11 protein-coding genes and 1 pseudogene are annotated in these 13641 nt (G+C 54.1%); 6 read left to right on the top strand and 6 right to left on the bottom strand.

Features of this window, described 5'->3' with window-relative positions; all coding sequences use genetic code 11:
- Nucleotides 1-38 precede the first annotated feature (38 nt).
- Nucleotides 39-533, bottom strand: coding sequence for an Lrp/AsnC family transcriptional regulator (locus tag BM155_RS13545; protein WP_269454584.1), 495 nt, complete (start codon nucleotides 531-533; stop codon nucleotides 39-41).
- Nucleotides 534-788: 255 nt separating this feature from the next.
- On the opposite strand from BM155_RS13545, the gene BM155_RS13540 reads away from it, so the two are divergent.
- Nucleotides 789-4304 carry an indolepyruvate ferredoxin oxidoreductase family protein gene (locus BM155_RS13540; protein WP_074903700.1) on the top strand — a complete coding sequence of 1172 codons (3516 nt, stop codon included), beginning with the start codon at nucleotides 789-791 and terminating at the stop codon, nucleotides 4302-4304.
- A gap of 218 nt (nucleotides 4305-4522) precedes the next feature.
- Nucleotides 4523-4915, top strand: a complete 393-nt coding sequence (locus BM155_RS13535) for a hypothetical protein (protein WP_067152959.1) — start codon at nucleotides 4523-4525, stop codon at nucleotides 4913-4915.
- 147 nt (nucleotides 4916-5062) lie between these two features.
- Here BM155_RS13535 and BM155_RS13530 read toward each other — a convergent pair whose 3' ends face one another.
- Nucleotides 5063-6040 carry a LysR family transcriptional regulator gene (locus BM155_RS13530; RefSeq protein WP_254773194.1) on the bottom strand — a complete coding sequence of 326 codons (978 nt, stop codon included), beginning with the start codon at nucleotides 6038-6040 and terminating at the stop codon, nucleotides 5063-5065.
- Here BM155_RS13530 and BM155_RS13525 point away from each other — a divergent pair.
- A complete protein-coding gene (locus tag BM155_RS13525; protein ID WP_067152963.1) occupies nucleotides 6033-6533 on the top strand; it encodes a lactoylglutathione lyase family protein in 501 nt (166 codons plus the stop codon). The genes BM155_RS13530 and BM155_RS13525 overlap by 8 nt on opposite strands.
- Nucleotides 6534-6618: 85 nt before the next feature.
- On the opposite strand, the gene BM155_RS13520 is transcribed toward BM155_RS13525, so the two are convergent.
- Both BM155_RS13520 and BM155_RS13515 read right to left on the bottom strand, forming a co-directional pair.
- Nucleotides 6619-6894, bottom strand: a complete 276-nt coding sequence (locus tag BM155_RS13520; protein ID WP_074903698.1) for a PepSY domain-containing protein — start codon at nucleotides 6892-6894, stop codon at nucleotides 6619-6621.
- Nucleotides 6895-7191: 297 nt separating this feature from the next.
- The gene (locus tag BM155_RS13515) at nucleotides 7192-7716 is read right to left on the bottom strand and encodes an HD domain-containing protein (protein WP_074903696.1); all 525 of its coding nucleotides are present in this window, start codon (nucleotides 7714-7716) and stop codon (nucleotides 7192-7194) included.
- A gap of 237 nt (nucleotides 7717-7953) precedes the next feature.
- Between BM155_RS13515 and BM155_RS17895 the strand changes: the two are divergent.
- Nucleotides 7954-8347 (top strand): annotated as a pseudogene (locus BM155_RS17895) (IS30 family transposase); the annotation flags it as partial.
- A gap of 83 nt (nucleotides 8348-8430) precedes the next feature.
- Here the strand turns inward: BM155_RS17895 and BM155_RS13505 are convergent.
- Nucleotides 8431-8775, bottom strand: a complete 345-nt coding sequence (locus BM155_RS13505) for a hypothetical protein (protein ID WP_074903690.1) — start codon at nucleotides 8773-8775, stop codon at nucleotides 8431-8433.
- Nucleotides 8776-9064: 289 nt separating this feature from the next.
- On the opposite strand from BM155_RS13505, the gene BM155_RS13500 reads away from it, so the two are divergent.
- Both BM155_RS13500 and BM155_RS16825 read left to right on the top strand, forming a co-directional pair.
- Nucleotides 9065-9562: a hypothetical protein gene (locus BM155_RS13500; protein WP_074903688.1), complete on the top strand. Its 498-nt coding sequence runs from the start codon at nucleotides 9065-9067 to the stop codon at nucleotides 9560-9562.
- Nucleotides 9563-9751: 189 nt separating this feature from the next.
- The gene (locus BM155_RS16825; protein WP_082817433.1) at nucleotides 9752-10018 is read left to right on the top strand and encodes a hypothetical protein; all 267 of its coding nucleotides are present in this window, start codon (nucleotides 9752-9754) and stop codon (nucleotides 10016-10018) included.
- A gap of 474 nt (nucleotides 10019-10492) precedes the next feature.
- On the opposite strand, the gene putA is transcribed toward BM155_RS16825, so the two are convergent.
- Nucleotides 10493-13639 carry a bifunctional proline dehydrogenase/L-glutamate gamma-semialdehyde dehydrogenase PutA gene (gene putA, locus BM155_RS13495; RefSeq protein ID WP_074903686.1) on the bottom strand — a complete coding sequence of 1049 codons (3147 nt, stop codon included), beginning with the start codon at nucleotides 13637-13639 and terminating at the stop codon, nucleotides 10493-10495.
- Nucleotides 13640-13641 lie beyond the last annotated feature (2 nt).

Here is a 13641-nt window from a genome sequence, read left to right as displayed (position 1 = left end):
CCTGCGCGCTAAGCGGTACGTTGCGGAACTTCAGAAAACTATTTCCCCAGCAGTTGGTCCAGAGGCAACTCGGTGCGGTAGCGCACCTGCTTGAGGGAAAAGCTGCTCTTGATATGGTCGATACCCGGCAATTCGGTGAGTTTTTTATCCAGAAATTCCTGATAGGCCTGCAGGTCCGGCACTACTACGCGCAATAAATAGTCAAAATCACCGGTCATCAGATAGCACTCCATCACCTCGGGCCACTGGGCGATGACCGACTCAAAATCCTGCAGCTCCCGCTTCACTTGGTGGTTCAGGGTTACCTGAATAAACACGCTCACTGGCAGGCCCACCTTCTCCGGCTCCAGCAAGGTCACGGCACGCTTGATAAAGCCTTGTTCGTGTAGGTTCTTCACCCGGCGGGAGCAGGGAGAGGGCGAAAGGCAAACCTTCTCCGCGAGCTCGATATTGGGGATGGTGGCGTCTTGCTGCAGTATCTCCAGAATCTTTTTATCAGTGGCATCCAATATATAGGCCATTGTTCTATTCATCTCTCTCGTTGGGTGAGGGCACCGGGCTTGCTGCCAGGGTGGCCCGGGGCCGGAAGCGGAAAACCGGGTTTGAGCTACATTCCCTAAAATGGTGCAAATTGAGTGATTCGTTGCTGTTCTAGGCCGGTCTTTGGTGACTTATGCCGGTATTATGCCTTATTGGTGCCTATTTTGGTATGACCTGCTTGGTCGGAGGGTGTTAATTTTACCGGCGTATAACAAACGGATAATAAATACGCTGACGAGGTGGCACCCATGGCAATGGTCGAAACGGATCAGGAACTGGGTTTCGATAACGAATACTCCCTAAAGGCCGCGTTTACCCGCGAAGCGGGCCGGGTGTTTTTGACCGGTATTGATGCCCTGGTGCGCTTGCCCTTAATGCAAAAGCAGATGGACGAGCGGGACGGACACAACACTGCCGGTTTTATCTCCGGCTATCGGGGTTCCCCACTGGGCGGATACGACCAGGCACTTTGGCGGCACAAGGCGCTATTGGCGGAGCGGGACATCCACTTTGAACCGGGCATCAACGAAGACTTGGGCGCAACCAATATCTGGGGTACCCAGTTACTGGATCACTACCGCCAACAGGCCACCCGGGACGGTGTCTTTGCCATCTGGTACGGCAAGGGCCACGGCGTGGACCGCAGCGCCGACGTATTCCGCCAGGCCAATATCCAGGGCACATCAAGACTGGGCGGTGTTCTCGCCCTGTGTGGGGACGACCACACCGCCGAGTCCTCTATGTTCTCTCATAACACCGATCAAATCTTTGAATCGGTTATGATGCCCCTGTTGTTCCCAGCCACCATCGACGAATATCTGACTCTCGGTGTGGCGGGGATAGCCCTGTCGCGTTTCTCTGGCCTCTGGGTTGGCTTCAAGACGATCACCGAAACCGTCGAGGCCGGTGCTTCCCTAATGGTGCCAACGCTACCGCGGTTTACGGTTCCGGCAGATTTCCCGATTCCCGCCCACGGCCTCAACTACGATCCACACCTGAACTGGCCCGCAGAGCGCCTTGAGTACGAGCGGCGCATGCTGGAAGAGCGCCTGCCGGCGGCGCAGGCCTTTGCCTATGCCAACGGATTTGACAAAACCATCGTCTCCGCCCCGCGAAAACGTTTTGGCATAGTCACAGTGGGCAAGGCGCACGGCGATTTGCTGGAAGCGCTGGAATTACTGGGGTTGAGCGAAAAGGACCTTTTGGATGCAGGCATCTCCATTTACAAAGTCGCCATGAGCTGGCCGCTGGAGTCCAGGGGCATGAGTGCCTTTGCCGATGGAATGGAGCGATTGCTGGTTGTGGAAGAAAAGCGCCCGCTGGTGGAAGACCAGCTGAAAAACCTTCTTTACAGCTGGGAAGACAACCGCCGCCCCAAAGTGGTGGGCAAAAAAGATCTCAATGGCGCAGACCTGCTGCCGGCTATTTGGGGGTTCGGCCCGGATCAGGTGGCCAAGGCCATCGCCCGCTGGCTGGCGGACACCGAACTGGCGGAGAGAATTGTGCCCCTGGCGGAAAAGCTCGGCGGCGATGTTCCTGCCAGAGCCGAGGGACTGCTCGCCCGCGAGCCGATTTTCTGTGCCGGTTGCCCACACAATACCTCCACCAAACTGCCAGAGGGCAGCCTCGGCAGCGCCGGTATCGGCTGCCATATCATGGCTTTAGGCAAAGGCCTGCGCACCGACACTTACTCCCATATGGGAGGTGAGGGTGCCCAATGGGTGGGGCTGCACCGCTTCTCCTCCGCGGGCCATATTTTTCAGAATATGGGCGACGGTACCTACAATCATTCGGGCCTGCTGGCGATCCGCCAGGCAGTGGCCAGTAAAGTCAATATCACTTACAAAATTCTGCTCAACGACGCAGTGGCGATGACCGGTGGTCAGCCCGCCGATGGCGAAGTGACTGCCCCCAGCCTGGCAGCGCAGCTGCTCGCCGAAGGCGTGCGCGAAGTGGTACTGGTCAGTGAAAATCCCGGCTACTGGCACAAGCATCGCAACCAGCTGCCTGCGGCGGTGGAAATACAGCCACGCTCGGAACTGGATAGCCTGCAGCGCCGCCTGCGTGAAACCCAGGGCGTGACGGCGATTATCTACGAACAGGTATGCGCGGCGGAAAAGCGCCGCCGGCGCAAGAAAAAGCAGATGGCCGACCCGCCCACCCGATTGCTGATCAACCATCGCGTCTGTGAAGGCTGCGGCGATTGCAGTGTGCAGTCCAGCTGTATAGCCATCGAGCCATTGGAGACTGCTTTTGGCCGTAAACGCCAAGTGAACCAGTCCAGTTGCAACAAGGATATGCGCTGCGCAGATGGCTTCTGTCCGAGTTTTGTCACGGTTGAGGGCGGAGAACTGAAAAAGCCGCCGGTGCAGTCTTTGGCGGAGTCATTGGACGAAGCCATCTCCGGCCTGCCAGCGGCGCCGCAGGCGGATCTGGACAAACCCCTCAGTATCCTCGTGGCCGGTATCGGCGGCAGTGGTGTGCTGACCGTAGCCGCGTTGCTTGGTATGGCCGCGCATTTGGAAGAGAAGGGCAGTACCACCCTGTATTTTACTGGGCTCTCGCAAAAGAACGGCGCAGTGGTGGCGCATGTGAAAATCGCCAGGGAGCCGGAACAAATCACCACTGCGCGCATTCGCGACGGTGCCGCGGAACTGCTGCTGGGTTGCGATATGGTCACCGCAGCCAACCAGAGGCCGAAGTTTGCTTCCGGCAGAATGCGCGCGCTGGTCAATACCGCTGAAGTTCCGGTGGCCGCCTTTATTCGTGACAATGAGCTGGCGTTTCCCGCTGATGCCACCCAGCAGAGTATCCAATCCCTGTGTGCGGAGTATTTCGCTTTCGACGCGAACAAATACGCCCAGGCTCTGTTTGGCGATACCGTTGCCAGTAACCTAATGATTTTGGGTTATGCATGCCAGAAAGGCCTACTGCCCATTGGTGCGGCGGCATTGGAGCGGGCAGTAGAGTTAAATGGCGTGGCGGTGGAAAACAACCTGCGCGCTTTCCGCGCTGGTCGCCTGCTGGCAGTCGATCCTCAGACGGTGGAGCAGCTGGCGGTACCGGCACAGCCGGTGAAGCTGGTAGAACCGCAAGAAACCGTCGAACAATTGATTGCGCGGTTGAGTGCGGAGCTGACCGAGTACCAGAGCGCCGCTTACGCGCGCCATTTCTCCCGCAGTATCGAGCGCTTGTATGAATCGGAGAAAAAACTGCCGAACTGCGATGGGTCGCTTACCCGGGTTGCCGCCAACAGCCTCTACAAGGCTATGGCCTACAAGGATGAGTACGAGGTTGCGCGCCTCTATTGTGGCGAGGATTTTCAGCATCAGCTGCAAGAGACCTTTACCGGCGATTACAAACTGAAATTCCATATGGCACCGCCGCTGCTGGCACGCCCGGATGCCAGTGGCCGCGTGAAGAAAATGCAATTCGGTCCCTGGATGGGCAAGCTGATGCCTCTGCTTGCGAAGGGCAAAAGGCTGCGCGGAACTATCTTTGACCCCTTTGGCTATACCCGTGAGCGGCGTGTCGAGCGCGACTGGGCCCGACAGGTACACCGCTCGGTCAACGCCGTGGCCCAGCGCCTGAACAGCGACAACGCCGGGCTCGCCGCTGAATTGCTCGCACTGCCGCTTCAGGTGCGTGGCTACGGCCATGTGCGCGCGCAAAAACTGGCTCAGGTGCGGGCGCGTTGGCAACAATTGGCGAGCTATTTCGCCGATGGAGATGGCGGGGTGTCACTGGCTACCGTTTCCTCATAGCGTTGCGGTAACGTCGGGGCCGCGCGGCTTATGGACAGGCTGTGCGGCCACCGATCCATTCTGACATTTCCAGCAATTCGTCTGCGGACCTTCAGTCAATCTTTTTCCTCTCCTCAGCTGGCGCCAACTTCAACCAGCAGCTAAACCTAATGAAGAACGACGCGACATTCAGCGGCGCGCCCACTGCGCTGAAAAATTGAGCTTGAGAGGAGTATCAGATGAAGTTTGTTGCTGCCGCCTTAGGCCTCAGTGCGACATTGATCATCGGCTGTGCCGCGCAACCGGAGCAGGTGCCTGGTGCCGGAGGCATAGTGATCGACACCTATGGCGTGAATATGCGTCAGTATCAGGTAGACCTGGCGGACTGCAAAAGCTTGGCTTATGCCACCCGTGCCGATGAAGGGCGCCGGGGTATAACACGGGCCGCCGGCGGTGCCCTCCTTGGCGGTGCCCTGGGGGCCATTATCGGTGACACCAGCAGTGCAGCTGCGGCCGGTGCCGGTGCCGGCGCAGTACTCGGTGGCGTCTCCGGTGTGGGCAGTGCGCACGTCGAAGCAGACCGGATTACCAAAAACTGTCTGCTCAGTCGCGGATATCGCGTATTGAATTGATCTTTTTCGACCACGGGAGGTCAAAGGAACACGAGTCTCCTTTGATATTCGGCAACCTCACAGGATCTGGTCTGCGCCGGGGTATAGCCCCGGCTTTTTTTGTGTGCGTTGAAATTGCTGGTCCCGTGTGAATGAATCAGAAGCTCCTTAGAAAGACCATAACTGCTTGGCTTCAGAGATTACTGTTTCCACTCTTTTCGGTAGGGTTTTACGGCGTTGAAGACAAAGGTAGAGCGTCTCGCTGACAGGTTGGGCTAGACTATGGACCTTTATCCTGCCGGGCTTGGGAAAGGCCTCAACAGCATAAGCGGGCAGCACAGTAAAACCCAACCCCATACTAACCGGCTCAAGAATCAGGCTTATCTGATTTGAAAACCCTTTCTTTTGAAATTGCCCATAGTGTTGGAATTCAGGGTAATTGGCGCTGAGCAGTAGTCCAGCGTGGTGGCTGCCGTCCGGGTGGTCTATAAAACCCAGTGCCATCAAGGTCTTCCAATCCGGCTCCATTACATCTTCCGGTGTGACCAGCAGCAGCGGTTCAGTGGCAACAGCTTGGCAAGTGACATCAGCCAGGTTGGAGCATGAAGTCATAAGTCCAATATCCACTTTGGAGTCGGCAACCGCGTGCTCGATGTCGGAATTCGGTGCAAACCGGTAGTCGATAATGAGTTCCTGGTGCTGCTGCTGCAGTGCAAGCAAATGAGGGTAAAGCTTGAGCCCTACACTGCCCGGAGACATCAGGCGCACCAGGCCCTTGTACGGGGGATCTTCACCAATGCGCTGCTCCAGTGCCGACAAGGCGTACAAGATATCTCGTGCTTCGTTATATAACCGCTCTCCAGCGTCGGAAAGAGAAAACCCTTTTCCTCGCCGAACCAGCAACTCGACACCTAATTGCTCTTCCAGCTTGCGCACCTGCTGGCTCACGCCCGACTGCGTCATATGGAGCCGCTCAGCAGTACGAGTGAAATGACCTACCTCGACCAGGGTGCAATAGGTGCGTAACCAAGTGGTATTTAGCATCACATAATGTACTTGTTTAAATAAGAAATAATAATTTTTCGTAATCAAATACTGCGCGTAGCCTACCCTTATTGTCAATACAGGGAGACTAGCGATGAACAATGTGTATCCAAGAACCTTTTCACATATAGGAATCTCGGTCCCGGATTTGGAGAAAGCGGTTGAATTTTATACCCAGGTGATGGGCTGGTACCTGATTATGGCGCCGACAGATATCGTGGAGGACGACAGTCCTATTGGCGAAATGTGCACAGATGTATTCGGTAAAGGGTGGGAAAGCTTCCGAATTGCGCATCTGTCTACGGGAGACCGTATTGGCGTGGAGCTATTCCAGTTTAAAAATCAGACCAACCCAGATGATAACTTCGAATATTGGAAAACCGGCGTTTTCCACTTTTGTGTACAAGACCCGAATCTTGAAGATCTGGCTGAACGCATCGTCGCTGCTGGTGGAAAAAAACGTATGGAGAAACCGCGCTACTATTATCCCGGAAAGAAGCCCTATCGTATGATTTATATGGAAGACCCGTTTGGAAACATCGTAGAAATCTATAGCCATAGCTATGAGCTGATTTATAGCGAGGGTGCATATTGATCGAGGGGTAACTCGATCTTGAGTGTCAGGAAGCTGCTGTAGTGTTCGTGCGGTTCAATCAGCGCTTCCTGGCACTTGTGGAGTTTCAGTCGTCTTTTCGGTCTGAAACAATCTGACCAGTTAGGGGGTTAACCTTCAGCTCACGCGCTTCGTTACCCTTGTATGCCTCCACTTCCCAAACCCCGTTGTCCATCGATATCTCGGTGATTGGCGAGTACCCCTCCGCTTCCAATTTCTGGATGATTTCAACTAAAGGCTTAGCTCCTGCCGGAGGACGCTCGCCTGCGAAAGCCTGGGGAATAGTGAGAACGAAAGAAACGAAGGTAATAACAAGTATCTTGGATAGTAGTCGGGCTCTCATCTGAATTTCCTCGTTTTAAATACAAAGCAGAGAAGAGTTTAGCAGATACAAGCGCCACAGATTATCAAAGCGGATAATAGAAAGCTGCCTCTTTGGAGCTTATGTGAGTTGATTTGACCTTACACTTTGGGACTTCCACGACACCTGCGTCAATGCCCTGATAGCTAAAGATGCGTTAGTGGCCAAAATATGAATAAGTCGATGCGGGGAGCAGTTTATGCTCCCGTTGTTTCTCTCGTTGTCTGTGCACTCATAAATTTACTATATTCGCTCTCGAATTCGTCAAAGGCTATTTAATTAACCACTAATACTACGCTCTAATCTCTCATGTCCACCGGATGCAATATCCTCAAATGCCAAATCCAGTTCTGAAAAAATTTCCCAGCGGTCAAGATTTAATTTTCTGGCAAACCGATCAATGATTTCGAGTTCAAGCAATTCAGCGCGCCTACCTTTCCACAGGCTATCCGCAAGCGCGATAATGAGCTCTTCCGTGGAACACTCCATTTCCTGCCACCTGGCATGGGATAAACAAACTCTAGCCAGTTTAGGTGAAACACCTTTGTTTAGTAAAATTCTTTCGCCTTCCGGCTCATGATTAGATCCTGGGCCTGTCATTTCTTGGTGGTGAACGATTTTTCCAATATCGTGAATGGCTACGCCCATGCGAATAAAATTGAAATCTAGATTCAAACCGAGATCTTCACATTTTTGAATTAGTATCTCTGCAGCTTCTCCAACCAGCCTTACATGAGTTTTCAGGCGGTTTGGGGCATTCATGCTGTCTAACAGCTGATAAGCCTCTTCTATTGAATTAATCATTTCTCGCTTTCGGATAATAAGTGCAATTGGTAAGGGAACGGCCAGTTGGTAGAGCTACGCCTTTCCCCACCACGAGAAAAGCACTGATGAACTACAACCAGCTGGCCGAGAATGAACGATAGCAGATCTACAGCCTGAAAACAGCCGGGCACTCTCAAGTTGAGATTGCCAAAAACCTGGGGTGACACCCTTCCACAATCAGCCGTGGTCTACGCCGTAACACTGGACAGGGAGCATACTATTTACACAGTTGTTGTTCGCTTAACTGGGAAAAGAGCTGGTCTGTTATCCGGGGCCGCAGTTGATCACACGATACACCTGAAAGATAAGATCAAAACGATCACGTTTGACAATGGGCTAGAGTTTTCTGAGCACGGTGTGATAGCGAAAGGATTAGAAGCGGACATCTATCTTGGCTCACCTCTATGCATCCTGTGAGAGGGGGATCAACGAAAGTACCAATGGCCGCATTCGGCAGTACTTTCCGAAGGATGCAGATTTTACCAAGGTGACAGATGAGGAAGTTCAATTCGTTATGGAGTGGTTAAACGGTAGACCAAGAGCAAGTAGAGGCGGCCGGCCTCCGGATGAGTTATTTATTAGGCGGCGAGACGATTTGCTCGCTGCATAAAAAATTGCACTTATTGCTTGAAAGCATGTGCCATAATTTCTTTACGCACCAGCGTGTCTTTGGCTGCTTTTTATTTGATGACGCTACTCTTGCCACTTCCCTTGCTCGCTAACTAAGATTTTGCCTCGATCATGTACCACTTCCAGCAAACCATCTTGATGTACATAATAAGTGATGTTTCCGTTCTTGAACTTATAGCCGAGAAAGCGGCAAGGGGTAAGGCCATCAGAGCATAAGGTATGCCAAGAGCTTCCTTTTAAAGTAATGGTGTTTCCACTTTTCTTGCTGGTACCTTTGTAAATCAGTTGGTTGCAAGAAACATCGCCTTCGCCACAATTTGACTTTATGCTGACAAGGAAGCTTTTTGTTTCCAAATCTGCCGCTGAAGCTGCAATCGGAAATAGGAATGTAGTTATTAATTTCTTCATCGCCTAATTGTCGCATAAGAGAGATGTAGAAAAAAGCCAGGAAGTCATGATTTGCTCACCACTTTCTAATCCATCTCGATCCTAGTAATGTTCATCACCAGTGAAGGTGATGGGTATGAAGAGACAATCTTTCGAAAAGCTGATCATCCCGATCTTGGCAGAAGGTGAGACTAGCGTCCCGGTCAAGGTGCTCTGCTGAATATACAATATCTCGGCTGCCCCCTTTGGAGTCGGCGTATGAAGTTGGGGGGAGTATCTGAGGCCAGCTAATCCCGCTAAAGAGTTTGAAATGACTATGAAAATGCTGCATTCATCAATTATCCTGAGTCTGGCGCTTTTGGTAACTGCCTGCGCTTCGGCCGACACCGCCAGCCGGTCAATGGCGGAAGCCTGGGCGTCCGGTAAAGCCATCGTAGTTACCCTCAATAGTAGTCTCAATAAGACTGATGAAACCTACGGTGACTTCTCCTATTACCTGAATGACTTCGCGGTCTCAGCAGGGGACAACTGGGCCTTTTTTGTCCTGAATTCACTGGCAGATTCTTCCGAATTGCCGATCGAGCTCAACGTTATCGCTACGCCTTGCTCTGTGCTCTTTGTTAAGCGGGGGGAACCCCAGGGTTATATCCACCTCGGCCCCATTCTGGAACCTCAGGTGTACGACTTTGTTCAACGAAAGTTTGAGGGGCGAGATATCCCCGATTACCTCTATCAATTCAGCCCGCTTGAAGTGCAAGTACGGTGGGAGGATCAGGGTGGGGTGCTCAAGGTTAATGAGAAATCTTAATTCTATCCTCTCTTTGCAAATGGTTGGGTGATATCGAGATGGTATCTGCATAGCAAGGATATTGAATTTTCCTGGATTGGTAGCCCTTGCTGAATGCCGGTTGTGGCTGTCTTGTCGCTATTTAAAAGAGAAGAGCCTCAAGGCAGTTCAGTGTGATTTTTAGATTCTTCAGAAGAAATTGAGGGTTTTATGCTGGAAATTGAATGGAAATATGGTACTCCTTTTCTGAAGGGTTTGTATTTTATTGCTGTTCGAATGGGTCCTGAGGCGGGATGTTATGATTTTGCAAATTGGAACGGATCTTCGTGGGATAAAAGCATAGAGGGGGAGGTGGTTGCATTCTGTGATGCGGGTAGTTTTGTTAGGTGTATTTCAATAAAGTGGCCTTTTGAAGATAAAATAAAGTTAAGGTCAGAATCCAGGTCTGGAATTTCATTGGAATTTGAAGAGGCTTAGGGAGTCTCTGATTAATTTACCTGAGTATAGTCGTTGGTTCCGGGGCGCTCAGGTAATGGGGTGGATATTTCGAAAACGCACGAGTACTTCTCTGTAGCTCCGCCGGATACCTCCTTGTATCCGGCGGTTTCGAAATATCCATCCCACCACCTGAGCTTTTCATTTGGGTGATATACCTTTTTGTCGTCCAGGAGTCATTAATCAGAGGCTCCATAATATTTTGCCCCATAAATATTTGTGGTTGCGAGATGGAAATAGTTAATGGGGCTCTGATGGATTCATTTGATAATGGTAGTTGGTTCTGAGCCAGATAATGGGGTGGGCTTCAGGTCTGGGAGTGAAGAGTCTGCCTCCTGAAAGCAGATTAGTTATAGTTTTTTGATGTGACGGTTGCTGTGCTGCCAATAAAAAAGGGCGAACACAAGGTTCGCCCCATGGATTGGATTTGCCCGCAGAGGGCAGAGCCCTGGGAGATTACTGGCCCAGGGTAAACAGTTGAGTGTTGCCGCCGGTGGCCACGGTGTTGATGGTTTTGGTTTTTTCGTTGGCGAAGCGGAACAGGTAGTGGGGGCCGCCGGCTTTGGGGCCGGTGCCGGAGAGACCCTGGCCACCGAAGGGGTTGACGCCTACCACTGCGCCGACCATATCGCGGTTTACGTAGCAGTTGCCGACTTTCACGCGCTTGAATACCGCGTGTGCGCGGCCTTCGATGCGAGAGTGCAGGCCGAAGGTGAGGCCGTAGCCGGTAGCGTTGATACGGCGAATGACGTCTTCTAGTTCTTCTGCCTTAAAGCGCACTACGTGCAGGAAAGGGCCGAACACTTCTCGCTCGAGTAGGGAGAAGTCCTCGATTTCCACCACCTGTGGGCCGAAGAAGGTGCCTTTGGCTGGTTTTTTACTGTCGTCGAAGGTGAACAGCGGTTTGGCCTCTTTTTGCATGCGCGCGCGGTGTCTTTCCAGCATGCTGAGGGCTTTTTCGTCGATTACCGGGCCTATGTCGGTTTCCAGCTTGGAGGGGTCGCCCAGGGTCAGTTCTTTGCAGGCGCCTTTGAGCATTTCCAGCAGGTTGTCGGCGATCACGTCCTGTACACAGAGGATGCGCAGGGCAGAGCAGCGCTGGCCGGCGCTGAGGAAGGCGGATTGGATGACGTCGTCCACTACCTGTTCGGGCAGGGCGGTGGAGTCCACGATCATCACGTTTTGGCCCCCGGTTTCGGCGATTAGTGGGGTAATCGGGCCTTCTTTCATTGCCAGTTGCTGGTTGATCAGGCGCGCTGTTTCGGTGGAGCCAGTGAAAGCCACGCCGGAGAGGCGCGGGTCTTCGATCAGGGGTTTGCCCACGGCGGCGCCGGTGCCGGTAATCAAGTGCAGCACTTTTTCGGGTACGCCGGCTTCATGCATTAGCTGTACGGCACGGGCGGCGATCAGTGGGGTCTGCTCCGCCGGCTTGGCCAGTACGGCGTTGCCCGACGCCAGTGCCGCAACGACCTGGCCGGTAAAAATGGCCAGGGGGAAGTTCCAAGGGCTGATGGCGACAAAAACACCGCGGCCGCACAGGTACAGCTGGTTGCTTTCGCCGGTGGGGCCGGGCAGGGGCTGAGGTTCGCTGAAATGCTGGCGCGCACCGTTGGCGTAGTAGCGACAGAAGTCTACCGCTTCGCGCACTTCGCTGATACCGTCATTCAGGGTGCGGCCGGCTTCCATGCAGATCAGGGCGGTCAGATCGTGGATGTGCTTTTCGTAGAGTTCGGCAATCCGGTCGAGAATTTTCGCTCGCTCGTTACCGCCCAGGCGGTCCCAAGCTGTTTGCGCCTCTACCGCGGCGGTATAGGCGCGGTCGATCAGATGTTTGTCGGTGTTGGCCGTATAGCCGACCAAGTCCCCAGTGGCCGGGTTGTGTACCGGCAGGTCCGCTTCGCCCATCACTCCGTCGACGATGGGGCCGCCTTTAAACTGCTTGCCGCGTATGGCTTCCACGGCCTCCAGCAGAGGCTTGGTGGCGATGGGGTCCGTTAGTTCCAGACCGTGTGAGTTTTTGCGAGGCAGCGCTTCAGCGCCCATATAGATATCTTCCGGTACTGGGATTTGCGGGTGGCGATAGGGGTTGCAGGCTTCGCTCAGTTCGATGGTGTCCTGTACCAGCTCTTCGACCGGGGTTTTTTCATCCATAAAGCGGTTGACGAAAGAGCTGTTGGCCCCGTTTTCCAGTAGTCGGCGTACCAGGTAGGGCAGAAGGTCCCGGTGTGCGCCCACGGGAGCGTAGACACGTACGGGTACGCGTTTGCCATGTACCGCTTCCACTTGTGCATACAGCAGGTGCCCCATGCCGTGCAGACGTTGGAATTCGTAATCGTCGCGGTCACCGGCCAGCTCCAGAATCAGGCCCACTGTATAGGCGTTGTGGGTGGCGAACTGTGGGTAGATGGCGTCGCGGGCTTCCAGCAATTTTTTGGCGCACACCTGGTAAGAGAGATCGGTGTGGCATTTGCGGGTGTAAACCGGGTAATCGGTGAGGCCCATTTGTTGGGCGTGTTTGATTTCTGAGTCCCAGTAGGCGCCTTTAACCAGGCGCACCATCAGTTTGCGCCCGGTGTCGCGGCCCAGTGCAATGAGCCAGTCCGCCACGTGCGGCGCGCGCTTTTGGTAGGCTTGCATTACAAAGCCTAGTCCCTGCCAGCCTTTCAGCTCCGGATCCCGTGCCAGGGCTTCGAAAATGTCCAGGGAGATATCCAGGCGGTCTGCTTCCTCGGCGTCGATATTGAGGCCCATGTCGTACTTGGCCGCGGCGGCGCAAAGCGCTTTTACCTGCGGTAGTAGTTCGTTCATCACCCGCTCGCGCTGCAGGGCGCTGTAGCGGGGGTGCAGGGCGGAAAGCTTAATGGAGATACCGTTGGCTTCGACGACGTCGCGTTTGTCGTTGTTTTTGCCGATGGTCTCGATGGCGCTCATGTAGGCGTCGAAGTAACGTTCCGCATCCGCCATGGTGCGGGCGCCTTCACCGAGCATATCAAAGGAGAAGCGGGTGCCGGGCAGGTTTTCCGCCGGGCCACGCTTAAGGGCTTCTTCGATTGTGCGGCCCAGCACGTATTGACCGCCCATAATTTTCATTGCCTGCATCATGGAGGCGCGCACCATTGGCTCACCCAGGCGGCTGACCAGGCGTTTCACCCAGGATGCGGGTTTTTCTGTGATGTCCGGGTCCAATTCCACGATGCTGCCGGTCAGCATCAGGCCCCAGGTGGAGGCGTTGACGAACAGAGAGTCGGATTGGCCACGGTGGCTGGCCCAATTGCCGGAGTGCACTTTCTCGGCGATCAGTTTGTCGGCGGTATCCGCATCCGGTACCCGGAGCAGGGATTCCGCCAGGCACATCAGGGCGACACCCTCCTTGTTGGAGAGACCAAATTGTTGCAGAAAGGCGTCCAGGGTGCCGCGTTTGCTGCGGTGCTGGCGGGAGTGGCGAACCAGCTCGCGGGCGGTGCGCAGAATCTTCTGGCGCAGCGCGTCACCGGGACGCGGTGCGGCCAGCAGCTCACCGACACACTGGTTTTCATCGGCGTGCAGATATTCGCGGGCCCGTTGGCGGGCTGCGTGCAGATCTCCGGCGAAGTTTGTAGACATAC

It is taken from the genome of Microbulbifer thermotolerans (assembly GCF_900112305.1).
Taxonomy (GTDB): domain Bacteria; phylum Pseudomonadota; class Gammaproteobacteria; order Pseudomonadales; family Cellvibrionaceae; genus Microbulbifer; species Microbulbifer thermotolerans.
This window is presented reverse-complemented; position numbering and strand designations above follow the sequence as displayed.